The sequence below is a fragment of the Ruminococcus difficilis genome, assembly GCF_016680995.1.
This window is the reverse complement of the sequence record NZ_JAEQMG010000040.1, coordinates 208,978-234,925: the sequence shown is the minus strand read 5'-3', so window position 1 is coordinate 234,925 and position 25,948 is coordinate 208,978. Positions and strand designations below refer to the sequence as shown.

At 52.6% G+C, this 25,948-nt stretch carries 24 protein-coding genes; 10 read left to right on the top strand and 14 right to left on the bottom strand.

The window, feature by feature from the left end; genetic code table 11:
- Positions 1–413 precede the first annotated feature (413 nt).
- From JKK62_RS03465 to mobP3, 4 genes are all read left to right on the top strand, one after another.
- Complete coding sequence (locus tag JKK62_RS03465) at positions 414–1,025, top strand: LexA family protein (RefSeq protein ID WP_201427011.1); 612 nt, start codon at positions 414–416, stop codon at positions 1,023–1,025.
- A gap of 145 nt (positions 1,026–1,170) precedes the next feature.
- On the top strand, positions 1,171–2,361 hold the full coding sequence (locus JKK62_RS03460; RefSeq protein ID WP_201427010.1) for an AAA family ATPase: 1,191 nt from the start codon (positions 1,171–1,173) through the stop codon (positions 2,359–2,361).
- A 189-nt stretch (positions 2,362–2,550) separates the two neighbouring features.
- Positions 2,551–2,964, top strand: a complete 414-nt coding sequence (locus JKK62_RS03455; protein ID WP_201427009.1) for a hypothetical protein — start codon at positions 2,551–2,553, stop codon at positions 2,962–2,964.
- Positions 2,945–4,465, top strand: coding sequence for a MobP3 family relaxase (mobP3, locus tag JKK62_RS03450; RefSeq protein WP_201427008.1), 1,521 nt, complete (start codon positions 2,945–2,947; stop codon positions 4,463–4,465). The genes JKK62_RS03455 and mobP3 overlap by 20 nt, the downstream gene beginning before the upstream one ends.
- 76 nt (positions 4,466–4,541) lie before the next feature.
- Here mobP3 and JKK62_RS03445 read toward each other — a convergent pair whose 3' ends face one another.
- Positions 4,542–5,642: a dockerin type I repeat-containing protein gene (locus tag JKK62_RS03445; RefSeq protein WP_201427007.1), complete on the bottom strand. Its 1,101-nt coding sequence runs from the start codon at positions 5,640–5,642 to the stop codon at positions 4,542–4,544.
- A 156-nt stretch (positions 5,643–5,798) separates the two neighbouring features.
- Between JKK62_RS03445 and JKK62_RS03440 the strand changes: the two genes are divergently transcribed.
- Positions 5,799–5,999 carry a hypothetical protein gene (locus JKK62_RS03440; RefSeq protein ID WP_201427006.1) on the top strand — a complete coding sequence of 67 codons (201 nt, stop codon included), beginning with the start codon at positions 5,799–5,801 and terminating at the stop codon, positions 5,997–5,999.
- Between the two features lie 96 nt (positions 6,000–6,095).
- Complete coding sequence (locus JKK62_RS03435; RefSeq protein ID WP_201427005.1) at positions 6,096–7,814, top strand: recombinase family protein; 1,719 nt, start codon at positions 6,096–6,098, stop codon at positions 7,812–7,814.
- Between the two features lie 235 nt (positions 7,815–8,049).
- Here JKK62_RS03435 and JKK62_RS03430 read toward each other — a convergent pair whose 3' ends face one another.
- Together JKK62_RS03430 and JKK62_RS03425 are read right to left on the bottom strand one after the other, a co-directional pair.
- Positions 8,050–8,760 carry an RluA family pseudouridine synthase gene (locus JKK62_RS03430; RefSeq protein WP_201427004.1) on the bottom strand — a complete coding sequence of 237 codons (711 nt, stop codon included), beginning with the start codon at positions 8,758–8,760 and terminating at the stop codon, positions 8,050–8,052.
- A gap of 223 nt (positions 8,761–8,983) precedes the next feature.
- Entirely contained in the window at positions 8,984–10,660 is a 1,677-nt protein-coding gene (locus tag JKK62_RS03425; RefSeq protein ID WP_201427022.1) for a formate--tetrahydrofolate ligase, read from the bottom strand.
- A 303-nt stretch (positions 10,661–10,963) separates the two neighbouring features.
- Between JKK62_RS03425 and JKK62_RS03420 the strand changes: the two genes are divergently transcribed.
- From JKK62_RS03420 to JKK62_RS17735, 3 genes are all read left to right on the top strand, one after another.
- Entirely contained in the window at positions 10,964–11,536 is a 573-nt protein-coding gene (locus tag JKK62_RS03420; protein ID WP_201427003.1) for a xanthine phosphoribosyltransferase, read from the top strand.
- A 342-nt stretch (positions 11,537–11,878) separates the two neighbouring features.
- Positions 11,879–13,279 (top strand): L,D-transpeptidase family protein, encoded by a 1,401-nt coding sequence (locus tag JKK62_RS03415; protein ID WP_201427002.1) that lies wholly within the window; start codon positions 11,879–11,881, stop codon positions 13,277–13,279.
- A 205-nt stretch (positions 13,280–13,484) separates the two neighbouring features.
- Positions 13,485–13,616, top strand: coding sequence for a hypothetical protein (locus JKK62_RS17735; protein WP_279380595.1), 132 nt, complete (start codon positions 13,485–13,487; stop codon positions 13,614–13,616).
- A 251-nt stretch (positions 13,617–13,867) separates the two neighbouring features.
- Here the strand turns inward: JKK62_RS17735 and JKK62_RS03410 are convergent, their stop codons facing one another.
- The gene (locus JKK62_RS03410; RefSeq protein ID WP_201427001.1) at positions 13,868–14,845 is read right to left on the bottom strand and encodes a hypothetical protein; all 978 of its coding nucleotides are present in this window, start codon (positions 14,843–14,845) and stop codon (positions 13,868–13,870) included.
- Positions 14,846–15,281: 436 nt separating this feature from the next.
- Between JKK62_RS03410 and JKK62_RS03405 the strand changes: the two genes are divergently transcribed.
- On the top strand, positions 15,282–16,664 hold the full coding sequence (locus tag JKK62_RS03405; RefSeq protein WP_201427000.1) for a glycine--tRNA ligase: 1,383 nt from the start codon (positions 15,282–15,284) through the stop codon (positions 16,662–16,664).
- Between the two features lie 282 nt (positions 16,665–16,946).
- Here JKK62_RS03405 and JKK62_RS03400 read toward each other — a convergent pair whose 3' ends face one another.
- The 10 genes from JKK62_RS03400 to JKK62_RS03355 form a co-directional block, all read right to left on the bottom strand.
- Entirely contained in the window at positions 16,947–17,741 is a 795-nt protein-coding gene (locus JKK62_RS03400; protein WP_201426999.1) for a histidinol-phosphatase, read from the bottom strand.
- Positions 17,731–18,387 (bottom strand): bifunctional phosphoribosyl-AMP cyclohydrolase/phosphoribosyl-ATP diphosphatase HisIE, encoded by a 657-nt coding sequence (gene hisIE, locus JKK62_RS03395; RefSeq protein WP_201426998.1) that lies wholly within the window; start codon positions 18,385–18,387, stop codon positions 17,731–17,733. The genes JKK62_RS03400 and hisIE overlap by 11 nt, the downstream gene beginning before the upstream one ends.
- A 241-nt stretch (positions 18,388–18,628) precedes the next feature.
- Entirely contained in the window at positions 18,629–19,387 is a 759-nt protein-coding gene (gene hisF / locus JKK62_RS03390) for an imidazole glycerol phosphate synthase subunit HisF (RefSeq protein ID WP_201426997.1), read from the bottom strand.
- Positions 19,384–20,097 (bottom strand): 1-(5-phosphoribosyl)-5-[(5-phosphoribosylamino)methylideneamino]imidazole-4-carboxamide isomerase, encoded by a 714-nt coding sequence (gene hisA / locus JKK62_RS03385; protein WP_201426996.1) that lies wholly within the window; start codon positions 20,095–20,097, stop codon positions 19,384–19,386. Before hisA ends, hisF begins: the two co-directional genes overlap by 4 nt.
- Before the next feature lie 189 nt (positions 20,098–20,286).
- Positions 20,287–20,895 (bottom strand): imidazole glycerol phosphate synthase subunit HisH, encoded by a 609-nt coding sequence (hisH, locus tag JKK62_RS03380; protein ID WP_201426995.1) that lies wholly within the window; start codon positions 20,893–20,895, stop codon positions 20,287–20,289.
- On the bottom strand, positions 20,895–21,482 hold the full coding sequence (gene hisB / locus JKK62_RS03375; protein ID WP_201426994.1) for an imidazoleglycerol-phosphate dehydratase HisB: 588 nt from the start codon (positions 21,480–21,482) through the stop codon (positions 20,895–20,897). The genes hisH and hisB overlap by 1 nt, the downstream gene beginning before the upstream one ends.
- On the bottom strand, positions 21,479–22,543 hold the full coding sequence (gene hisC / locus JKK62_RS03370) for a histidinol-phosphate transaminase (protein WP_201426993.1): 1,065 nt from the start codon (positions 22,541–22,543) through the stop codon (positions 21,479–21,481). Before hisC ends, hisB begins: the two co-directional genes overlap by 4 nt.
- A complete protein-coding gene (gene hisD / locus JKK62_RS03365; protein WP_201426992.1) occupies positions 22,540–23,826 on the bottom strand; it encodes a histidinol dehydrogenase in 1,287 nt (428 codons plus the stop codon). The genes hisC and hisD overlap by 4 nt, the downstream gene beginning before the upstream one ends.
- Before the next feature lie 124 nt (positions 23,827–23,950).
- On the bottom strand, positions 23,951–25,528 hold the full coding sequence (hisG, locus tag JKK62_RS03360) for an ATP phosphoribosyltransferase (RefSeq protein ID WP_201426991.1): 1,578 nt from the start codon (positions 25,526–25,528) through the stop codon (positions 23,951–23,953).
- The gene (locus JKK62_RS03355) at positions 25,525–25,812 is read right to left on the bottom strand and encodes a YerC/YecD family TrpR-related protein (RefSeq protein WP_201426990.1); all 288 of its coding nucleotides are present in this window, start codon (positions 25,810–25,812) and stop codon (positions 25,525–25,527) included. Before JKK62_RS03355 ends, hisG begins: the two co-directional genes overlap by 4 nt.
- Positions 25,813–25,948 lie beyond the last annotated feature (136 nt).

Here is a 25,948-nt window from a genome sequence, read left to right as displayed (position 1 = left end):
ATTGATGTTTCATCTGCCCCTGCCATTGTAGTTGTGTAGCAAAAACAAAAAGCCTAGTGTCGCTCGTCCTCATCGGCTGTACTAGGTAGGCGCATCAGGTAGGTGCTCCTTGACCTCGCGGGACACGCGTGTCCGCCGTTCGTCCTCTCCCTACCGCATAGGGATGCGTGTGGGACCCCAGAGCCTCTCTCGAGGTGTTCGTAGGTTACCTTACAACTCACAAAATTGCAAGTGTTTCTTTTAAAGAAAATACATTAAAAAATGAGCAGCCTAACAAAAAACAAGGCAACCGGCATCAGAGATATAAAAACAAAACTATTTGTGCCAAATCTATTGACAACAGATTACAAATATGTTATTATTTCAACATTAGAACATTCTGTTTCAAAGTCAAGCTTTTAGTTAGTGAGTATATGGGTAAGAAAAGGACCGATAGATACAGCGGTATCGTTGAATATATCAATCAGTATTACGCTGAGAATATGCGCTATCCTTCCGTCAGAGATATCGTTGCGGGTACCGGCGTTCCTCTCTCTTCTGTCCATCGTTATCTCAAAGAGATGGATGAGAACGGCGTGCTTCAATATGACGGCCGAAGAAGTATCAATACAACCGAGATGGGTATGGAAAGTCCATCGAGATATATGAAAGTGCTTGGCTATGTTGAATGCGGCGAAGGTCAGGAGGAAGAAGAAAGCGTCATCGAATATATCCGTATGCCCGAAAGTATTGTCGGCAAAGGTGAATTCTTTGCTCTGATTGAAAAAGGTGAATCCATGATTGACGCTGGAATCTATCCCGGAGATTATGTCATTGTAAGACAGCAGAATACCGCCGACGTCGATGATTATGTTGTAGCTCTTTATGAAGGCAAAAATAACCTTAAACTATTGCAAAAAGAGGATGACAAGTATGTCCTTCGCTCTTGCAACAAGGATAAGGAAACATACCCTGACATCTATCCTGATGATTTGAAGATACAAGGCGTCGCCGTTTGCGTTACACATAAGCTGAATCATAATTGAATACGAGATAGCGAATAAATGAAGGTTAGTTGAGAGATGAAAGTATCCTGTAGCGAAGGTATTCTCTTGCAGTTTATCTTCGGTACAGGATATATTTAGATAGGTAGGTTCGTACATATATTCTATAATTGAGAGGAAGATCATAATGAATTGGGATGCATTTAAGAATCACGACGGAACGTATTATGTACACAGGGAGTATAACAAGCCGATGCCCGACGCGGAACTAGGACAGGAAGCTGAGCAAAAGCGAAAAAAGTTCAAGAAGCTGAGGACGGTCAGCGGAGATGAATTGATGAAGAAAACCGTCAAACCCGCCCGCTTTGTTGTCAACGGATTGCTCCCCCGAGGGCTGAATATTGTCGCGGGCAAGCGCAAGGAAGGCAAGTCATGGCTCATGCTTGACCTCTGCTTTTCTGTCGCCGAGGGCGAGAAGTTCCTCGATCATGACACCGAGCAAGGCACGGTTTTGTACCTCGATCTGGAAGATCCCGAGTCGAGACTGATCCAGCGCGCAAGAGGGATACGAGATATCATTCCTTCCAAGTTTCATGAAGCGACGAAGGCAGGCAGACTCGGCGGAGGGCTCACCGAACAGATCGAGGATTTCGTCAAAGAGCACCCCGACACCAACCTTGTTGTTATCGATACTTTGCAGAAGATCCGCAAGCCGAAGGGCGACACTTACGCGGGCGATTACGCTGTCATTTCCGCTCTGAAAAACCTCGCCGACCGACTGGATATTGCCATCGTTTGTATCCACCACACACGGAAGATGAAGGCGAAAGATACCTTTGATTCGGTGCTCGGTTCGACAGGTTTGACAGCGGCTGCAGACGGTATTTATGTGCTCGAGCGCAAGGCGGACGGCAAACCTTTCGGCAGGCTTTCCTTCATCAGCCGAGACCTGCCCGACGGCGATCTTCCTGTCCGTTTCGATCACGATACCTGCCGCTGGTATCCCATCACTTCATCCGATATGGAACGCGAATTGCTCCTCGCCGACGAAGCCATGTCCGCCCTCGTTTCGTTCATGAAACAGGAGCTGATCTACGAGGGAACAGCGACCGAATTGTGCGAGCGTTTGGGTCTGAATATCGGCGCGAATAACCTCAGTTCCAAGCTCAGTAAATACAAAAATTCGCTTCAAAAACTCGGCGTTGATTACACCAAAGAGAAGCGGAATAATCATAAAGTTTTCACCCTGAATTACAACCGAAAAGAGCCCGAGTACGATGGTACGATGAAATCGGCATACACCCCTGAAGTGATGAAAAAGCCCGGTGAGAAGCCGTTTGTCGGCATTTCTGAGAACGGTCTGCACCGTACCGCGTAAATCATCGTACCATATTCAGAGAGGTTTTTCAGCGTTTGAAACCCAACGATTTTGAGCAGGTAAAAGCGGGGGTCGCTTACATGGCTTCCCCCGCCGATCACATCGGACGGCAGAGCCGACCGTTTCGCCGTTCTTTGGGGTTTACCTTAGGTGGGTTGCTAAAGGGTCGTCCCGATTTGGAGGTTTTAGATGAAAAAGAACAGATTCAATACCTATCTTGACGAGGATTTAAGTAAGAAAATGACCGCTGCGATGGAGCTTTCCGATGCAAGTTCCGAGAGCGAATTCATCCGAAACGCGGTCGAGTTTTATATCGGTTATATCTTCTCGGAGAAGTCCGCCGACTATCTTTCTCCGATCATTACCGATACCATGAAGGAGATCCAGTACAGCTACGAGCAGAGAGTGTCCGAAATGCTGTTCAAGACTGCCGTAGAGCTGTCGAAGATCAATCACGTTCTGGCGGATTCTTTCAAGATCCCGAGAAGCTATCTTGAAGGTCTGACCGCTCAGACCGCGCGCGAAGTCGCCGAGAACAACGGCATCATTCACTTGGAACAGTATGTGAACGGCGGTGATCATCATGCCGAAGCTGATCATTAAAACGAATTATTATAAAAATCCGAAGAGCTATCATATCGATAAATACGTCCGCTATATCGCTACGCGCGACGGCGTAGAGAAACAGCGCGGAAAGAAGGATAACAATCCGTATACCAAAGCACAGCAGGAGCTGATGGATAAATGTATCTTTACCTTTACCGATGTCGCTGAGATGCCTGAGCTCAGGGCTTTCCTCGACGAGCCTACTCGCTACCGCGCGAGCGAATTCATTGACGCGGTGCTCGACGCTCATGCCGATGATCTCGCCGATGTTCCCGAGCTGTTGAAGTATATCGCAAACCGTCCGGGAGTGGAAAAGATCGGTTCTCACGGTCTGTTTTCTCAGACGGACGAGCCGATCAATCTCGAAGAAGCGGTCAAGACCGTCGAGAATCGCAAGGGGAATGTTTGGAATCATATCATCAGCTTAAAGGCGGAGGACGCCGCGCGTTTGCACTATGATAACGCCGACGCGTGGAAGCATTTGATACGCAGAAATATCAATGAGCTCGCGCAGATCCATCACATGGAACCTTCGGATATTCAATGGTACGCTGCGTTCCACGAAAAGGATCATCACCCGCATATCCATATGCTTGTGTTCTCAGAATCAGGCGAAGGCTACCTCAGCAAGAAGGGTATGGAGAAGATGCGCAGCGTGCTCACCAACGATATTTTTCGCGGTGAAATGTTCCGTATGTTTACAAATCAAACGGAGATTCGTAATCGTTTGAAGAGCGAAGTCAATGATTTATTAGAAGAAACTATGCGCTCCGAAAGTCCTTTTCAGATGTATTATTTAGCGCTTTTGGGACGGCTCAGAAAGGAGTTGGACGGCTGTAAAGGCAAGAAGGTTTACGGTTATTTACCGAAGAAAGTGAAGCGTTTTGTTGACTATGCCATCGCTCAGTTCGCCAACGATACGAGCATCAAAGAGCTGTATCAAAAGTGGTGTGAAGTCAACCGTCAGAAGCTGAGTATGTACCACGACAGCCTGCAGGAAGACGACGTTCCTCTCGAGGATAACGGCGCGTTTCGTTCGCTGAAAAACGCCGTTATCAAGGCGGCTTTGGCGATCGATTATACACAGTTGCCGACCGAAAATTACAGCAACATCGGCGGATTAATCTCTCAGCTTGCAAAGCAGATCGCGCACGGTTGCGTGAAAAAGCTCGATGCTCTGAACAGGAAAACCGTCCGCAGAGAGAAGAAGGAGCAAGAGAAAATCAATGAAAAGAAGCTCGCTCACGGACTGAAATCGGGAGGAGCTTCTGAGAAAGAAGAGGAAGAGCCGACCGAGAATTTCTCGCTCGAACCGCTCCTCGATACCGTTGACGTCATCCTGCTGAACAAAAAGCCGACCAAGCTCCGCCGTGTTCATGTGCCGTCCGAAGAGAAAATCCAAGAGGATTATGAGGCATATCTCAGAGAGAAATACGGCGACGATTATGATGAAGACCTTGATGAAGAGGAAGGCCAGGGCTGGGGTCAGTCGATGTAACGCTGTCCGGATTAAGTGGGTGTAAATAGAAAAGCCGTCCCGAAGGACGGCGATTCTTGTGGATTTATCAGCATTTTTATTCCTTGATGATACACAACTCACCCTGCACATCATAGCGCATTGTGCAATCGTCATACTCAACCAGGCAAGCGCAGTGGCCGCCCGGTACGGCTGTATTGGTATACAGATTATATGTAACGATATGGCGGTCACAGTGCTGGGTTGCTTCTCCACCCGGATACAGAAGCATGGAGTCAAGCCCTAAATCTCGCGCAGCAAAAGCGGTCAGAACTGCTCCATTAACGCACATGATTTGCTCATATGTGTAGTGATCCCGAATGTATTCGGCAAAGGCTTTCATCTTTTCTCTGTCAGTCATGGACGAAGTCCAGCATGCTTTCTCTGCCGACCGAACGATCTGTAATGTCTTTTCAATATCATCGGGAGTACGGTCGACGTCGACCTTGACATTTACTCGGCGGATCAGTTTGCCTTTGTAGTACAGCTCGATTGGGAAACACCCGTGCGCTTCTCGGATGCAGCTGATCGTTGTCTGGAAAGGAAAGTACAGTCCGCTCCTGTAGTGAGCGTAAACATACGCGAGCGAATTATCCTCTCTGTCGGTCACTTCGCAATCGTAGCCGTGAAGTATTCCGTTTTCCTTTTCGATCAGGTAACTTTCCTTGAAACGGCTGTCAGTGTAGTCGATCTGATTAATGTAGTGACCATTATTGACAACCGCTGTGATATCGTGCGGATCAATCTCGCTCTTAGGCAAGAGCATCAATGTAACGCTTTTATCTGTAAGCGTGATCTCCAACGGGACCTTCTTCAAATCGAAGGTGACGCCTTCTACCGTAACATACCGATCGGTCGGAGACGGTTCGTAGACAGGTTTTGAGATCGGATAGCTGTCTGATACATTCACCAACCGGCGTTGCAGGTGTGACGCGTCCATCACGGTCACGGCGTGATCGCCGTCAATGTCGGCAACAGAAGAAGTAACGGCGACAGGCGTCTTGATACCGACCGTGTATCGCTGAATGACCGTTGCGTCGGTGATACTGATCTTGCCGTCACCGTCGACGTCACCTAACATTCGGCTTTCAGCTTTGACGGAAACGGACATCATCATTGCCATACAGAGTGATAAAGATAAAACAGATTTGATTTTCATGATAAAACCTCCTTCACGGTTTGGTGTATTTTAGCTTAGGTTGAGAGGTTTTACAAGTAAAAGATTAACTCATAGAATTGTTCAATATGACAAGCTAACGGCATCAATATTTGAGCTGTCATACAAAGAAATAGGGATTTTCCGAAAGGAGATAGAATGAACGATAAAAACTATATTACACAGGCGGATGACAGAGAAGAACCCATCCCCGACGATATGCGCTACACCTACATCGGATCGTCGGTCGAAAATGACGGAAAGAGCTATCCTGTCGTGGCGGCGATACCGCTCGGCACCGCCGATTGCTCTCTTCCCTCGGCAGAGGAAAAGCTGATGAAATTAGTTCAGGGGAAATAAGATATTTCACTGGATATTTCCGCCGACTTAGGGTATAGTGTGCTTGTATCCTATTCGGTGTGACAGAGCAGCGCCCTGCTCGGAAAGGATGGAACTATGAACACTACCGAATATAATAACAATCTGATCACCGCCCTGTACTGCCGTCTCTCGCAGGAAGACCTTCTGTCAGGTGAATCAAACTCCATAACCAACCAGAAGCTCATTCTCAGTAAACACGCTGAGCAATTGGGGCTCCGCAACTGCAAGTTCTATATTGACGACGGTTACAGCGGTACAAACAACACGCGTCCTGCTTATGTGCAAATGAAAAAGGATATGGAAGCAGGATTAATCGGAACGATCATTGTCAAGGATCAGTCCCGACTCGGGCGAGATCATCTGGAGACCGACGCGATGATGGAGCTGGTATTTCCTCAATACGACGTTCGCTTCATCGCCGTGAACGACGGAGTTGACACCATTAACGGCTTGAATGAGATGTCCGGCATACGTAACTTCTTCAACGACTTCTACGCTGCCGATACCTCGAAGAAGATCCGAGCCGTTCAGAAAGCGAAGGGTGAGCGAGGTGAGCCTGTGGGAACAACAGTACCTTACGGATATCTGAAAAATCCAGAGTATAAAGGCAACCAAAAGGAAGCTCCGTGGTTGATTATCGACCCGGAAGCGGCGCCTATAGTAAAACGGATCTTTGATATGAATGCAAGCGGATTAAGCCCATATGCGATTTGCAGAACGTTTGAGCAAGAACAGATTTTGTGTCCAAGTGTCTATCTGTTCCGCAAGACCGGAAGCAAATCCGGCACACCGAGCTTTGACCGACCGTATCACTGGTCTGAACGGACAGTAAGAAAAATGCTCAGCAATCAGTTCTACTGTGGGGATACGGTGAACTTCAAAACTTATACCAAGTCCAATAAACTGAAAAAGCGAATCAGAAACGATTCGAGCCGTATACTGATCTTCCGAGACACGCACGAGCCAATCGTTGAACGCAGTGTGTTTGATGCCGTACAAAAGCGCTTTGAAGGCAGAAAGCGACCGGATAGAACCGGTGAATTGGACATGCTAGCAGGTTATCTGTATTGCGGAGACTGTGGTAAGCGTATGTATTTGCATCGAACCTATAAAAAGAAGGCAGGCAATAATTTCTATCAATGTGGAGGATACCAATCACATACGACAGATTGCAGCATCCACTACATCCGTCAAAATGTTATTGAAGAAATCATACTCAGTAATCTGAGAAGGTTAACTTCATTCGCGCGTTCTGAGCCTGAACAGTTTTATGAGATGGCTTTAAAAAGAGGTAAAACCGAGGCAGCAAAGATACAGAAAAGCGCAGTTAAGCAGCAAGCAGATATTGAAGTGCGGCTTAAGCAGCTCGACAGTATTATCCGCTGTCTATATGAGGACAGAGTTGTCGGACGAATTACCCCGGAACGGTATGATGAGATGGTGGTCGGTTATGAGAAAGAGATGGCTGAGCTCAAACAAAAGCAGACAGAACTGAAGAACAACTTGTCTCTGTACTCACAACAGCAACATGCAATACAGGATTTTATTGATAAGGCGAAAGCGTATGCTGAGATGCCGAAGCTGACCGTTGAGTTGCTCCATACTTTTATTCAAAGGGTAGATGTATATAAAAAGATCGACAAGAATTCCCGCAAAACAGAGAATCCCATTATGATCTACTATAAGTTCCGGATAACAAAACCCGAGCAACTCGCTGTCATGTTCGGTCTTGAAGAGGACGACTTCAGTAAAGCCGACAACCCAGAACCTGCAGAACTTGACTTTACCGCATAATCGCGGCATAATGAAAATGGTCGGAGGGCAAACGCCTTCCGACCAAGTAGATAATATAAATGTTCCGTTAACGACCCCACCCTAATCCGGGGAATTATGGGGTCCCCGATACTCCAAGAATCGGAGTAGGCGCTTACGCCTGCGAACGATGATTGGCTGAGAGCTACTGCAAAATCTACATATCTCGCAAAGACAAAATAACGCAGTTGGGGGTAAAACTCAACTGCGTTTTTTGTTATAGATTAAATCGATTAAAGTATCCGTCCGTCGGGTCATAAGAAAAGCTCAGTTCCTCGCCCGTGAACGGATGGGTGAAGCTCAGCCTTGCCGAACAGAGCTGGATGTGATCGGCGGGGATATGACTGCCGTAGCGTCGGTCGCCGACCAAGGGCGTTTTTCGTGAAGCGAACTGCACGCGGATCTGGTGCGTTCTGCCGGTCATCAGGCGGATCCGCAAGAGGGAGATTTTCTTTCCCTCATGCTCGATCGTTTGGAGCACTTCATATTGCAGGAGCGCCTGCTTGACGCCCTTGCGCTCACGCTTGACGACGTAGCTTTTGTTCTTGCGGCGGTCAAAGTAAAGCAGGTCGGTGTATTCCCCCTGCGATCCCTCCGGCACACCCTCGACAACGGCAAGGTAGGTTTTTTCGAGTTGACCCTGCTGTATCATGGCGCTCAGACGCCGTGCCGCGTCCTCACTCAGCGCATACACCATCACGCCCTGTGTGGTGCGGTCGAGGCGGTGGACGGGATAGACCGGATCGCACCCCGCTTCATCCTTCAACAACGACGGCATATTCGGCTTGTGCGCGTCAAACTCACTGAGCACCCCGTAAGGCTTGTACGCGACAAGAAGCGATTCATCCCGGAACAGAACAGTCGGTTCTTTCTGTCCCTCAACTTGGCTTGTATGATTAATTCCTAATTCCTCATTTCTAATTTCCAACTAAATGCAGTAGCTCTCAGCCAATCATCGTTCGCAGGCGTAAGCGCCTACTCCGATTCTTGGAGTATCGGGGACCCCATAATTCCCCGGATTATGGGGAGAGGAGGAGCCGCGATACGAGGTCAAGGCATACCAACCGGATATGCCTACCGAGTCCAACAGGCGACGACGAGCATGGGTGCTGTAAGCCAATCGCAGGTTTTCCCTGCTCTTGGACAGCACCTCAGAATAACCCGCTGATCACGCCGTCATCATTCACGTCGATCCTCTCGGCGGCGGGGGATTTCGGCAGACCGGGCATCGTCATGATCGCGCCGGTCAGCGCGACGATAAAGCCCGCGCCGGCAGAAAGACGGACATTCTGCACATGGATGACAAAGCCCTCGGGCGCGCCGATCAAATGCGCTTCATCCGAAAAGCTGTACTGCGTTTTCGCGATACAGATCGGCAGACCGCCGTAGCCCATCGAGGTCAGGCGTTGGATCTCCTTCTCGGCATTCTTTGTGAACGCCACATGGCTGGCGCGGTACACGCGCTTGCAGATCGCGCGGATCTTCTTTTCGACCGGTTCGTCCAGGTCGTAAAGGTAGGAGAAATCCTCATTCGATTCCTCGTCGCACAGGCGGATGACCTCATCGGCGAGGTCAACGCCGCCGACGCCGCCGTCAGCCCATACGTTGGAGAGCACGGTGTTCACGCCCAGCTCCTTACAGCGGCGGATGACCATATCGATCTCCGCCTCGGTATCGGTCGGAAAGCGATTGATCGCGACCACGCTGGGCAGCTTGTAGACGTTCTTGATATTATCGACATGGCGCAGCAGATTCGGCAGACCCTTTTCCAGCGCCTCTAAGTTCTCGGGAGCAAGATTCTTTTTATCCACGCCGCCGTGCATTTTCAGCGCGCGGATGGTTGCGACGATCACGACCGCGTCGGGCTTGATATCCGCGTAACGGCACTTGATATCGAGGAATTTCTCCGCGCCGAGATCAGCGCCGAAGCCCGCTTCCGTGATGGTGTATTCGCTGAGCTTACGCGCCACCTTGGTCGCGAGCACGGAGTTACAGCCGTGGGCGATATTGGCGAAGGGGCCGCCGTGGACAAAGGCGGGAGTACCCTCCAGCGTCTGCACCAGATTCGGCTTGATCGCATCCTTGAGCAGGGCGGTCATCGCGCCCTGCGCCTTGAGATCGCCCACCGTGACGGGCTTTTCGTCAAAGGTATAGCCGATAATGATACGCGACAGGCGATCTTTCAGATCGCGGATGGATTCGGCAAGACAGAGGATCGCCATGACCTCGGACGCGACGGTGATATCGTACCCGTCCTCACGCGGCACGCCGTTGACTCTGCCGCCCAGACCGTCGGTCACAAAACGCAGCTGGCGGTCGTTCATATCCACACACCGCTTCCATGTGATGCGGCGGGGGTCGATGTTCAGGCTGTTGCCGTGATAGATGTGGTTATCGATCAGCGCGGAAAGCAGGTTGTTCGCCGCGCCGATGGCGTGCATATCGCCGGTGAAATGCAGGTTGATGTCCTCCATCGGGACGACCTGTGCCCAGCCGCCGCCCGCGGCGCCGCCCTTGATGCCGAACACCGGGCCGAGTGACGGCTCACGCAGCGCGACGTTGGCGCTCTTGCCCAGTCGGCGCAGTCCGTCGGCAAGTCCGATGGTGGTTGTCGTTTTACCCTCGCCCGCGGGAGTAGGGGTCATCGCGGTCACGAGGATGAGCCTGTTATCTCTGTCCTCCTTCTTCAGGATGTCCAGATTGAGCTTTGCTTTATACTTTCCGTAATACTCGACATATTCTTCGGGGATACCCGCCGTATCGGCGATCTCCCAGATCGGTTTCATCTCACAGCTCTGTGCGATCTCAATATCGGTCAACACTATCATCTCCAAACGATCATTGCATAGGAGGGCAAGTTCCATCTGCCGCTCCCGGGGTCATCGGGCGCCAGTTTTTCGCGCCTGATTTGGTATTATTCCACAGTTAATTATAGCTTATTTATGCGGTTTGGTCAACAAAACGGCTAAATTTTTCGTTTCCTGTCAAAAGCCCTTGCAACCCGTCACAAAATGTAGTAATATCTATATTACAAAAATCTATATATAGGTTTTTATGACAACAGTTTTTCATGCCGGATAGATCATCGGATCGATGCGGCATACAACGGCAAAGGTCTTGGGGGAAAGCACATGAAATTATTGGAAGACAGAATCTTAAAAGACGGTATCGTGCGCGAGGGCAACGTATTGAAGGTAGACAGCTTTGTCAACCATCAGATCGACGTCGACTTTATCGCCGAACTCGCCAAGGAATTCAAGCGCCTGTACGAGGGCGAAGAGATCACCAAGATCCTCACCATCGAGGCAAGCGGTATCGGCATCGCGTGTATCGTCGCGCAGGAGTTCCATGTGCCGGTGTTATTCGCCAAGAAGAACAAGACCATCAACATCGCCAACGACGTTTACACCTCCAAGGTGGAATCGTTCACGCATAAACGCAGCTATGACATCATCGTGTCCAAGGACTTTTTGAAGCCCGAGGATAAGGTGCTGATCATCGACGACTTCCTCGCGATGGGCTCCGCCATGCAGGGACTCATCAGCCTGATCCGCGACGCGGGCGCGACCATCGTGGGCGCGGGCATCATCATCGAAAAAGCCTATCAGCAGGGCGGTCAAATGATCCGCGACATGGGCGTGAGGGTCGAATCCCTCGCCCGCATCAAGAGCATGGATAATAACACGATCGAGTTCATACACTAAGAAAATGAGCCTCCCTTTGGTAAAGGGAGGTGGGTCGGAACTTGTTCCGACTCAGAGGGATTGTATTGATCGCCGATTACATCGGCAACCCTTTAATCGGGTTACTTGCGGACACATGTCCGATCAGACAACTATGCAATCTCTCAGTCACTTTATCGGTTTGAGCCCTCCTAGCGGAGGCAGCAGACCCTTTTGTCCGCGTTGCGGACATTTCCCCTAGCAGGGGAATCTCCCTTACCAAAGGGAACCAAACATGGAGGGATATATACGAAAAGCAAATGGTTTATTATCGGCACGGCGATCGTCGCCGCTGCCGTTGCATTCACAGCGGGCGTATTACTGATGACCAAGAGCATCACCTTTGCGCCGCACGATCTGCAGGGCGCCGCGGCTGCTAAGTCCGTGATCGAAACGCCCCTGCTGCACACCGTCACCGGTGAACGCGTCTTTGGAGCGTCGACCGCCGATGAAGCAGTCAAGACGACGGCGACCAAATCCGCAGAGGAAAAGAAAGAATATACCGCCGATTCCATCCCGCAGGTCACGGGTCTCAAGCGCCTGAGCGAAAAGCCCGACAGCATCCGAATCGGCTGGGATGAGATCGAGGGCGTCGACGGCTACCGCGTGTACCGCCGCGACGATAATAAGGCAGGCTCGAATTACGCGCTGTTCTCGATTGCCAAGACCGCCGGAATGGACATCCGCAACCTCGGCACCGGCAGTAAATACAGCTTCAAAGTCACACCGTACATCAAGGATAAAGGTACCGTCACAGAGGGCAAGGGCACCGAGGTCACCTTCGGCACCGCGCCCACGGATGTGGAGAACTTCAGGATGACGGACGAGACCAAGTCCACGATCTCGCTGAGCTGGGATCGGAATGACCGCGCCGACGGCTATCTGCTCGAGCGCTGTTACAAGGGAAAGTGGAGCGATTATCAGACCTTTGACCAAAGCACCACCGAGTTCACCGACACCGATCTGGAAGCCGGCAGAGCGTACTACTACCGCATCAGCGCCTTTCGTGAGGACAGCACCGGCAAGATGCCCGGCGCCAAATCCGCAATTCGTACCGTGGCGGGGCTCTTAGGTCCCGAGGACGACGACTCCGCCTCCAAGCTCGGCAGGGTATCGCTCGACTTTGAAGAGAGCAAATATGCCGACGGCTATCAGATCTATTACAGCACAGATCAAGTGAACTGGGAGCACCTCGGCGACACCGAGAGCACCCACTACAGCACCTCGCGTCTGGAGGACGGCAAGACCTATTACTTCCGCATCTTCCCCTACATGACGGTCGACGGTCACGACATCACCGGCACCTATACCGAAATGAGCTTTGTCGCGAACAAAGAGATCTATGACAAAACGGTCGGCGACACCTATGTCGAGGTCAGTCTTGACGATCAGCATATGTGGTATATCGTCGACGGCGACGTCTATCTCGACAGCGATTGCGTCACCGGCAACTACGGCTCGGCGGACACCCCCAAGGGCTTCTTTGAGGTCAACTCCAAGGCCTCGCCCTGTACCCTCAAAGGCGACGACTACACCTCTTACGTCACCTACTGGATGCCGTTCATCGGCGGCGGCTGGGGTCTGCATGACGCCGACTGGCGCTCCAGCTTCGGCGGCAGCATCTACAAGGGCAACGGCTCGCACGGCTGCGTCAACCTGCCCCCCAAGATCGCCAAAGAGATGTACGCCGTCATGGAGGTCGGCACACCGGTCATCGTGTATTAATACTGATCGTCATTGCGAAGGGCGCGTATAAACAAGGATGAGATTACCACGTCAGATCAGACATGGGTCTGACCCTACTCGTAATGACGATTTGCATGCGCCCTGTGGCAATCTCAAACGAATCACCAAAAAAAGCGACGGGAAATCCCGCCGCTTTTTTGTTTATCGGAGTATTGTATCGTAGGGACGACCATCGGTCGTCCGCATGACAGAAGCGTTCCTCCCCTATCTCACGCTTTCGATTATGGAAACGCCCGTCATTCTCGGTACGTCGACAAGCGCCGTACCCTACGGAAGATGTGATTTGCTTCGCATTTGGGTGACGTTTATCGGATAGGTTTCGGGGTGGGGAACACGGTGGCGCTTAGCCAATCACAGATACAGGGGACCCCATAACTCCCCGAGTTATGGGGAGAGGAGGAACCGCCACACGAGATCAAAGCGTACCAACCGGATACGCTTATCGAGTACGGCGAGTAACGACGATGGAGCGCTGTTGCATGGGAGTTGTAAACCAAATCACAGATTTGGACAACTCCTCAAAGACCCTCCCCTACTATTTCAATTCAACGTACTACCTTAATTCCATCATACTCTTGCCGAATAACGCTGCATACAGGTCGCGTCGAGGATACTGCGCTCACCGTCCAGATTGAAGTCGGAATAATAACGGATATGGGTATAACTGCTGGAATAGGGCTCGATCTTATCACTCGCGGGATACTCCGCAATCTTTGCGCTGCATCTCTGGAGCATGGTCGCATCGAGAACCGTCATCGCATCATCTCTGTCGATATCTCCGAGAAGTACACCTTTGCCGTAAGTGTCGATCGCTTCGGCAAGTCCGTCATAGGCGCTGTAATCGTCCATACGAGCGATATCGATAAAGACGTCCTCTTTCACGTCGTACAGTCCCATACCGAATTCAAATAATCCGCTGGTCGTATCCAACAAATAAACACGGTGATTGAAAATTTTGCAGGCGATCCACGGCATTCCGCCTCCGCCAAACGCATTGACAAACACCCAATCCGCTTTGCCGTCCTTATCATAATGGGTATACAGCTCTTCATAAGCATAGAGCTGCGTGTCATAACCGTGAGTAAGCTCGCTGAGATGCTCAACCAGCTTATCATACACAGACGACGAACCCTCAGGTTTGAGAGCTATACTATCCACGTACAGCTTATAGTATCCGTTTCCATCGGTTTCGTTCATCAGATAAAGAAGCACCTCATTAGTAAAATACTGTTCCTGAGTGCGGTGTGTACCGTCGGTGATATAGTAACGGTACTTGCCTTCCGGCATGGTGAAATACCAGCTGTCCTGATGATACTCGTTCTTACCGCCATAGGACATCTCTGCGCTCTGCCAATTTTCGGAACCGTCGGCGCAGTAACAGATTGTCGCCGCATTGAAAATGTCATCAACGTTATAAAAGATTACAACATTCTTTTTCCAATGATCAGTAACATCGAATATCGGTGTGCCTGCAAATGCAGAAAAGCCACCGATACCGAACATCATACAAAGTACGAGCATCAGAGCAATGATCCTTCTTTTCATGCTGACTCCTCCTTTTGGTTTTGTAAACAGATCTATTTATACATATTCATTATATCAAAAAAAAAAAAAAACAGTCAATATTTTCCCTCGTTTTACGCCTGATCGGAACGTAGAAAAAACACAAATGTATTTGGGCAGAATGACGGAAAGGTAGCGGGATGTCACAAGCGTCATCCCCAACAATAAACGTTACCGATAATCGTAGGGGTCGACATTCATGACGACCCGCATAGCAAAAACGTTTCTCCCCTATCACACGCTTTCGATAACGGAAACGCCCGTCATTAAGCGGATGCGACACGCGTGTCGGGCGCCGTACCCGACATCGCGCTTCATCTTAATCTTGACAATGATCGCAGAAAAATGTACTATATATCTTAGCTGTTTCAGCAAAAATAATCTGTTCGTCACAGCCAGTGGCGACAAGGAGGTAAACATGAAGAATACAGAAAAAACAATGGAAAAATTAGTCGCTCTGTGCAAGGGCAGAGGCTTTGTCTATCCCGGCTCGGAGATCTACGGCGGTCTTGCGAACACATGGGATTACGGCCCCTTGGGCGCGGAGCTGAAGAACAATATCAAAAAGGCATGGCTGAAAAAGTTCGTGCAGGAGAACAAATATAACGTCGGTCTGGATTCCGCGATCCTGATGAACCCGCAGACATGGATCGCCTCGGGTCACTTAGGCGGCTTCTCCGACCCGCTGATGGACTGCAAGGAATGTAAGACCCGTCACCGTGCCGACAACCTGATCGAGGATTTTGACGGTACCAACGTCGCCGGCTGGTCGAACGAGCAGATGATGGACTACATCCGCGACAAGGGCATCACCTGCCCCAACTGCGGCAAATCCAACTTCACCGATATCCGTCAGTTCAACCTGATGTTCAAGACCTTCCAAGGGGTTACCGAGGACACCAAAGCGGAGCTGTATCTGCGTCCCGAGACCGCGCAGGGTATCTTTGTCAACTTCGCGAACATCCAGCGCACCACCCGCAAGAAAGTTCCCTTCGGCGTAGCGCAGATCGGTAAATCCTTCCGTAATGAGATCACCCCGGGCAACTTCATCTTCCGTGTGCGCGAGTTTGAGCAGATGGAGCTGGAGTTCTTCTGCAAGCCCGATACCGACCTTGAATGGTTCGACTACTGGCGCTCCTACTGCCGCGACTTCCTCTACAGCCTCGGCATCAAGGAAGAGAACCTCAGACTGCGCGACCACAGTAAGGAAGAGCTGAGCTTCTACTCTAAGGCGACCACCGACTTTGAGTACCTCTTCCCCTTCGGCTGGGGCGAGCTGTGGGGCATCGCCGACCGCACCGACTATGACCTGACCCAGCACCAGAATGTTTCGGGCAAGGATCTGAGCTACTTCGATCCCACCGACAACAGCCGCTACGTCCCCTACGTCATCGAGCCGTCGCTGGGCGTGGAGCGTCTGTTCCTGACCATCATGACCGAGGCGTATGACGAGGAGCTCGTGGATGAAGCGAAGAACGATACCCGCGTGGTACTGCGCCTGCATCCGTTCCTCGCCCCCTTCAAGGCTGCCGTGCTGCCGCTCTCCAAGAAGCTGAGCGAGCAGGCGGGCGCACTGGCGGATGAACTCTCCAAGAAATTCATGGTCGACTACGACGACGCGGGCTCCATCGGCAAGCGATATCGCCGTCAGGATGAGATCGGCACGCCGTTCTGCATCACCTATGACTTTGACAGCCTTGAAGATAACTGCGTGACCGTCCGTGACCGCGACACCATGCAGCAGGAACGCGTCGCCATCGCTGACCTCGAAGCGTATATCGCGGAGAAAATCAACTTCTAAAAACCACACTATCAATTGTCATTGCGAGGCTCCGTCAAGGAGCCGTGGCAATCTCAACCGAATAAAACAAACGACCCGACAGGCTGAATACCTGTCGGGTTACTTATTTGCGTTGCCTTTAAACAACATATGAAATATCGTTTTCGGGAGGAGCACAGTGGCGCTTAACCAATCACAGGCTTTGCCTGTTCTTGGAGCGCTGTTGCATGGGAGTTGTAAACCAAATCGCAGATTTGGACAACTCCTCAAAGCCCCTCCCCTACGATTATCAAAAACGTTCAACTATTCGGTCAACGCTTCATAGTCTTCAAATCTGTATGCAATTGTATCGGTGCTGTGTGCGTCGGAGGACAGGACAAAACGTCCGCCATGCTCCTTGATGTAGGCGATCATGTCCTTATTCGGATAAGGCGAGGTGCGATAACCGCGTGAGATAGCGCCGGTGTTGATCTCAAAAGGTACATCATGCTGTAAGAGTTCGTCGACCGCCTTCTGCCATGCCGCGATATAGCGGGGATGGTGGATATCAAAGATCGCATTCGCGGAATCGCCCGTATGCGGGACGTCGCAAGCGTCGTCCCCTACTTCGATAAACTTACTGATCAAGTCAAAATGTCCGATGATGTCGCAGCCGGTTTTGTTCACCACATCGGCGACCGTCGCGAAATACAGCTCACACAGCGCGTAGATATCATCGTTAAAATGCTTTTCAACAGCGTCTTTCAGTATCGCAACGCTCTCATCAACGGGGATGTACTCCTCATCGACCTTGACATAATGCACCGAGCCGATGACGTAATCAAACTCGTCGGTCGGGTAGTCGGAATAATAATCCTGCTCCACACCGCAGAGCACATGGATGCGATCGAAGTATTTCGCGCGCAGATAGCGGCACTCGGCGAGATAACGCGGTACCGCCGTCTTTTGCATACAGTAGCTTTCATCAAAAAAGGTGTAGCTGTGACCGCTGATGCCGACGGTGTTCAATCCTTTCTCGATTGCAGAAAGGATCATCTCCTCAGGCGCACGCGCCCCGTCGCAATAGCAGGTGTGCATATGCAGATCCTTAGTTATCACCGGTCATCTTCTCCTGCTTGACTTTTTTGTCGATCACATGGCGGGAAGCGAGCTCACGGTGGATATCCTCGAGCGAAATGCCCTGCTCGATCATCAGCACCATGACATGGTAGGCGAGGTCGGCGATCTCATAGATCGTCTCCTTCTTATCCTCTGCCTTGGCGGCAATGATGACCTCGGTGCACTCCTCGCCGACCTTTTTGAGGATCTTGTCCAGACCCTTGTCGAAGAGGTAGGTGGTGTAGGAGCCTTCCTGCGGATCGGTCTTGCGACCCTTGATCAGCTCGATCAGTCCCTCATACGAGAACTCCTTGAGCTCGTCGCTCTCCCATACGGGATTGGTGAAGCACGAGGTGGTGCCCATATGGCACGCGGGACCGTCGGGCTCTACCATCACGACCAGCGCGTCCTTGTCACAGTCGGCGGTGATGCTGACGATATGCTGATAGTTGCCCGAGGTCTCGCCCTTGAGCCAAAGCTCCTGACGCGAACGGCTCCAGAAGCAGGTTAAGCCCTTCTCCATCGAGATCCTGAGGCTTTCCTCATTCATATATGCAACGGTGAGCACCTGCTTGGTGATGCTGTCCACCACCACAGCAGGGATCAGACCCTTTTCGTCGAATTTGAGTTCATTGATGTTGATCATGTTTTCCTCCTTATTATGGCTCCCTTTGGTAAAGGTACCCCCGTTGGGGGAATGTCCGAAGGACAAGGGGGGAGCCGCTTCCGGCGAGGAGGCTGTCACCAAACGGTGACTGAGGGATTGCATGAATGGAGCGCGACATTTGTCACGCGACCAACCTAATCATATAGTTTCTCGCTGACGCTCGTTCAATTATGCAATCCCTTCGCCTCGTACCTCGGCACCTCCCTTTACCAAAGGGAGGCTATATTCTCGTCGGGATGTCTGCTTTTGCCATTTCCGCTTTGAGGTCGGAGATCTTGACCTCGCCGAAGTGGAAGATCGAGGCGGCAAGTCCCGCATCGACTTTCGGTAATGTCCGGAACAGAGTGATAAAGTCCTCTATCTTGCCCGCGCCGCCGGACGCGATGACGGGTACGTTCACGACACTGCTCACTGCCTCGAGCATTTCGAGGTCAAAGCCCTGCTTGACGCCGTCGGTGTCGATGGAATTGAGCACGACCTCACCCGCGCCGTTATCGACACAGCGTTTGATCCAAGAGATCGCCTCCATGCCGGTATCCTCACGGCCGCCCTTGGCATAGACACGGAATTCGCCGTCCTGACGCTTGACGTCGGCGGAGATGACCACGCACTGGTCGCCGTAGAGCTTCGCCGCCTGATAGATCAGGTCGGGGTTGCGGATCGCGCCCGAGTTGACGCTGACCTTATCCGCGCCGCATTTGAGCACGCGGTCAAAGTCATCGACAGTATTGATGCCGCCGCCGACGGTGAGCGGGATAAACACCTTGCGCGCCGTTTCGGTCAGGATATCGGTGAACAGCGACCTGCCCTCGGCGGACGCGGTGATATCGTAGAACACCAGCTCATCCGCGCCGCAGGATGAATAATACTGCGCGAGCTCCACGGGAGAGGCGACGTCGCCCAGTCCCTCAAAGTTCACGCCCTTGACGACCCTGCCGTTCTTGACGTCCAGACAGGGGATGATACGTTTTGTGATCATTGTACCGCCTCCACTGCCTGTTTCAGATCGATCGCGCCGGTGTAGTAAGCCTTGCCGATGATCGCGCCGTACAAGCCCATCGTTTGGAGCGCGAGGATATCATCCATCGAGCTCACGCCGCCCGAGGCGGTGATGTCCATGCTGTAACGGCGGCTCATGGTGCGGTACAAATCGCGGTTGGTGCCCGCCATCACGCCGTCACGGTTGATATCGGTACAGATGATGGTCTTCACGCCGAGGTTCTGCATTCTCTCAAAGAACTCGTCGGCGGTCACGCTGCTGCGCTCCAGCCAGCCTTTAACGGCGATAAAGCCCTCGCGGATATCCGCGCCCACAGCGATGCGCGCATCGTATTTTTCGATCGCCTTTTTCAAAAAGGCTTCGTCGCTGATCGCGGCAGTGCCGAGGATCACGCGGTCGACGCCCGCGCTCAGATAACGGTCGACGACCTCCATAGAACGGATGCCGCCGCCTACCTCGCAGAACAAGCCGCTTTCTTTTTTGATCTTTAATACCGTGTCGAGATTCGGGGTGCCGCCGTCACGAGCGCCCTCAAGATCCACGATATGGATATGGGTCGCGCCGCAGTTTTTGAAATCCAGCGCGATCTCCTCGGGATGATCGCTGTAAACGGTCATTTTGTCATAGTCGCCCTTATACAGGCGCACCGCCTTGCCGCCGACAAGGTCGATAGCGGGGAATAATATCATAAGTTCATAACCTCCTTAGAGCCTCCCTTTGGTAAAGGGAGGTGGGCTTGCCATCGGCAAGCTCGGAGGGATTGTATTGATCGCCCGCTTTAGCGGCAACCATATTATCAATCGTTTCTCGCTGACGCTCGATCATTTATGCAATCCCTCAGTCACCGTTCGGTGACAGCTCCCTTTACCAAAGGGAGCCTAAAGTTCACAAAACGCTTTCAATATCTTCAATCCCACATCACCGCTCTTTTCGGGGTGGAACTGGCATCCGAAGACATTGCCCTTTTCCACCGAGGCGGTCAGCTCCGCGCTGTACTCCGCGACCGCGGTCACGCTGTCGTCGCAGTCAGCGGCGTAGTAGGAATGGACAAAATACACACAGTCGCCGTCGTTCAGGTATTGGAACAGCGGGCTGGGTTTCTTGACGATCAGGCGGTTCCAGCCGATGTGCGGGATCTTGAGATCCTTGTCGATCACCTCGGCGATCGGGCGCACATTGCCGCGTATCAGCCCGAGTCCCTCATGCTCTCCGTACTCATAGCTCTTGTCAAACAACAGCTGCATACCGAGGCAAATGCCCATCAGCGGCTTGCCCGCGGCGGTTTCACGCTTGATGACGTCCGCCATGCCGGAGGAACGCAGCTTCTGCGCCGCGTCCTCAAACGCGCCGACGCCCGGTAGGATCAGACGATCCGCCTGAGAAATGACAGCTTCATCCGAGGTGACGACCGCTTCTTCTCCTATCGCGGCGAAGGACGATTGCAGGGAGAACAGGTTGCCGACGCCGTAGTCGATGATCGCGATCATCACAGCACCCCCTTGGTGGACGGGATCTCGTCGCGGAAGTTTTCATCGATCGCGACAGCCTGCTTCATCGTCCTGCCGAAGGATTTGAAGGTGCCCTCGATGATGTGATGGCTGTTTTTGCCCTCGAGTTGTTTGAGGTGCAGGGTGAGGTTCGCGTTGCGGACAAAGCCGAGGAAGAATTCCTCCGTCAGCTCCGTATCGAATGTCCCGACCTTCTGGGTGGGGATATGCAGATCATAATTGAGATAGCTCCTGCCGGAGATATCCACGGCGGACAGAATGAGCGTTTCATCCATCGGCAGGATAAAGCTGCCGTAACGGACGATGCCGCGCTTGTCGCCCAATGCCTGTTCAAACGCCTGACCCAGCGCGATACCGATATCCTCCACGCTGTGGTGGTCGTCGACCTCGGTGTCGCCGTTGCAGGTCAGATCCAGATCAAAGCGGCCATGCTTCGCGAACAGGGTCAGCATATGGTCGAGGAATCCGACGCCGCTGTGTATCTCGCTTTTGCCTGTGCCGTCGAGGTTCAGGGTGAGGCGAATATCCGTTTCTTTGGTGGTGCGTGTGATCTGAGCGATTCTCATGCGGTTTCCTCCATGATCTCTCTGATGGTTTTGAGCAGGATATCGATCTGCTCCTTGGTGCCGACGGTGATGCGATTATAGTCCTTGATGCGCTCCTTGGTGAAGTGGCGGATCAGCACACCGCGTTCCTTGAGCGCGGCATAAAGCCCTCCGCCGTCAAGCTCAGGGTGCTTGGCAAAGACAAAATTCGCCGTCGACGGTGTATGAACAAAGCCCAGCTTTTCCAGCTCGGCGGTGAGATAAGCGCGGTTCTCGGCGATAGTGGCGCAATTCTTCTTTGCGTAGTCATCATCGAGGATCGTGCCCACGCCTGCCGCCTGGGTCATGCTGTTGACGTTGTAGGGGTTGGTGGAATATTTGATGGTGTTCAGATCCTGTATCAGCGAGCGGTTACCCATCGCCATCCCCAGTCGACCGCCCGCAAGCGACCGCGACTTGGAAAAGGTCTGGGTGACCAGCAGATTGTCATAGGTATGGATCAAGCCGACAGCGCTGTCCGTGCCGAAATCCACATACGCTTCATCCACGATCACCACATTGTCGGGATTGGTTTTGAGAATCTTCTCAATATCCGACAGGCTCAGCGGGATGCCCGTGGGCGCGTTGGGATTGGCGATAAAGACGGTCTTGTTGATACCGCAGTAATCGTCCACATTGATGGTGAAATCCTCTTTCAGCGGGATCTCGGTATAGGGCACGCGATTGAGCGCCGCAAACACCGGATAAAAGCCGTAGGTGATATCGGGAAAGGCGGCGGGATGATCGTCGTCGCAGAACGCCATGAACGCGAAGTTCAGCGCGTCATCCGAGCCGTTGGTGAAGAGCACCTCATCCTTCTCGAGCCCGTAGAGCTTGCAGAATTCACGCGTGAGCACGGTGCAGTCGGGGTCGCAGTAGAGCTGTAACCGCTCTGCCGCCTGTGCCGCGTATTTGAGCGCCTTTTCGGACGGCGGGAAGGGGCTTTCGTTGGTATTGAGCTTGACATATTGCATATCCTTGGGCTGTTCACCCGGGGTATATGCCTCTAAATGATTGTATTTCTGACTGAAAAATCGGCTCATGCCTCATCCTCCGGACGGGTTCGGATCACCGCGGACTTGGCGTGACCGGTGAGCCCCTCTTTTCTCGCGAAGAAGGCGACGTCCTCGGCAACACGCTTCAAGGCGTCGGCGGTGTAGTAGGTATACTGGGTCTTTTTGACAAAATCATCGACACTCAGGGGGCTGGAGAACTTCGCCGTGCCGGAAGTGGGCAGGGTGTGGTTGGGACCCGCGAAGTAATCACCGAGCGCCTCGGGACAGTTGCGTCCCATGAAGATGGAGCCCGCGTGGCGGATCTTATCCAGCCAGTCAAAGGGGTTGTCCACACACAATTCGAGATGCTCGGGCGCGATCTCGTTGGCGATGTCGACGACGACGTTGAGATTATCGGCGACAATGATCTTGCCGTTGTTGTCGATGGACGCGCGCGCGATCTCGGCGCGGTCGAGCAGGGGGATCTGCTTTTCAAGTTCTTCGGATACCGCCTGTGCCAGTGCCATACTGTCGGTGACCAGCACCGCGGAGGCGTTCTTATCATGCTCCGCCTGACTGAGCAGATCAGCCGCGACATAGCGGGGATTGGATTTTTCATCCGCGACGACCAGGATCTCGCTCGGACCCGCGATCATATCGATGGAGACCGTGCCGAAAACCTGCTTCTTCGCCTCTGCGACAAATGCGTTTCCGGGACCGACGATCTTGTCCACCTTGGGAACGCTCTCGGTACCGTAGGCGAGCGCGGCGATCGCCTGTGCGCCGCCGACCTTAAAGATCTTGTCGATGCCCGCGACAGACGCCGCCGCTAAGATGGCGGGATTCACCTTTCCGTCGGCAGAGGGCGGTGTGACCATCACGACCTCTTTGACGCCCGCGATCTTGGCAGGGATCGCGTCCATCAACACGGTGGAGGGATATGCCGCCGTACCGCCGGGCACATAGAGTCCCGCGCGGTCGACCGGGATGATCTTCTGCCCCGTGACGATGCCGTCCTCATCGTTGATGATGAGGCTCTGACGCTTTTGCGCCTCATGGAACTTGCGGATGTTCTTCGCGGCGCGCTCGAGGATGTCGATGAATTTCGGCTCAACGATGGAGCCGGCTTCTTCGATCTCTTCCTTCGTCACCTGCAGGGCGGTCAGCTGTGCCTTGTCAAAGCGCGCGGTGTAGTCAAAGAGCGCCTTGTCGCCGTTCGCTCTGACGGTCTTGATGATATCGGAAACGACGTCCTCCACGGATGAGGTCGGCTCAAAGCGAGCGAAGATCTCATCATAGGACAGTTCGTTGTAGTTTAGTATTTTGATCATGATTATTCTCCTGTTTTGCCGTAGGGACGACCAGTGGTCGTCCGCGTGCAGCCGTGTTATACTTCTATCTGACGTATCAGCGACCTGCAATGCCCGTCATTCTGCGGACGAGCAATGCTCGTCCCTACATTACCTCTATCTGGGTCTTCAGTTCATGCGCGATCTTGGTGATATTATCGCCCTTGAACTTATAACTGCTCTTGTTCGCGATCAGGCGCGCGGAGATCGGCACGATGTTCTTGACCACCTCGAGGTTATTCTCCCTGAGGGTGGTGCCAGTCTCGACGATGTCGACGATAACGTCAGTCAGCCCTAAGATGGGCGCGATCTCGATGGAGCCGTTGAGGTGGACGATATCGATATCTCTGCCCTTCTGCGCGTAGTGATCCGCGGCGATCTTCGAGAACTTGGTCGCCACACGCAGGGTACGGCGCCTGTCATCCTCAAAGCCCTTGGGCGCGGCGACCGCCATGCGGCACTTGCCGAACCCGAGATCGAGCAGCTCATAAACCTCCGGCTCATATTCGAGCAGAATATCCTTGCCCGCAACGCCGATATCCGCGGCGCCGCGCTCGACGTAGATCGCCACGTCGCTGGGCTTGACCCAGAAATAGCGCACACCCGCCTCGGGATTCTCAAAAATCAGCTTACGGTTATTTTCCTTGATGGACGGACAGGGGAATCCCGCCGCCTCAAACATCGCGTAGACCTTTTCGCCGAGTCTGCCCTTGGGCAGCGCGACGTTCAGCATAGAATCCACAGGAACATCGACCGCGGTCGTCTCGTCGACACGCTCGAGCTTATCGAGATAGACGGCAAAGCCGACCGCCTTGGCGCTGCGCTTCATGCGGCGCAGGAGCTTATCGTATCTGCCGCCCGAAAGCACGCTGTCGGGCACGCCGCTCAAAAAGCCCTTGAAGATCACGCCGTTATAATAACTGCGATCTCCCACGACCGAAAAGTCGATCTGAATCCTGGAGAGCAGCGGCGTATCTTGGAACACGGACAGCGCTTCGCTGAGTTCTTCATACGCGTCACGGCAATCGAGAGATTCGCACAGGTCGCTCAGCTTCGGGAGCACCCTGTCGGGAGCGCCGCACATCGTCAGCAGCGCGATCAGGCTGTCGGCGGCAGCGGGATCAATGCCGTTGTTCTCGCACAGTGAGAGGATGCCGTGGGCGTTCTTTTCGCTCACGCACTTGACCAGCTCATCCTGCAGGGGCTTGCTGTCGGTGACTTGTTCCGCCGCGGCGTTGAGGATGTCGAGGTCGGACACATCGAGGACAAAGTTCCCACCGATCAGCTCAAGGCTCTTTGCGGCGAGCATCAAGCTCTCGCCGACAAGGGCGTTGTCGACGTCGCCGATACACTCCACACCCGCCTGCATGATCTCCTTATAGCCGTCCGCGCCCTTGCTGACGCGGTACACGTTCTCGTTATAATAAAGCTTGCGGGTCGCGTCATCGGTATGGTTCTTGATGATGGAGAGGGTCACATCGGGCTTGAGCGCTTTGAGCTTGCCGCTGAGATCGGTAAAGGTGATGACGCGGTCGGACACCAAAAAGTCCATATTGCGGCTGTAGAGGTCATAATCCTCGAATTTGCTCATGCGATAAGGCTGATAGCCGTTTTGACTGTACAATTCTCTGAGCGAGAAGTTCAGGCGTTCGGCGTAGCTGAGTACGCTGTCGTTGATATTCATTCTTCTCCCTCCTTCATTCGGTCGATCACGGAGCGATAACCGCCCGCGCCGTAGTTGAGGCAACGGCTCACGCGGCTGATGGTGGCGGTGGATACGCCGATCTGCTCGCTGATCTTCTGGTAGCTGACGCCCTCATCGATCAGAAAGGCGGTATCGAGCCGCTGACACATATCGCGCAGCTCGGTGATCGTGCAGAGATCTTCAAAAAAATTGTAACATTCGTCGATATCTTTCAGGCTCAAGATCGCCTCAAAGAGCCTGTCGGCAGACGGAGAATGGTTCATAATATACCTCTTTTGTCAGTTAGGAATGAGGAGTTAGGAGTTAGGAGTGAATGGTGGGCAATGCCCACACCCATTTGTAAATGGATCAGCAACGCTTTTGACCATCTTTTAGGAATCCAAAGCACGAAGTGCTTCC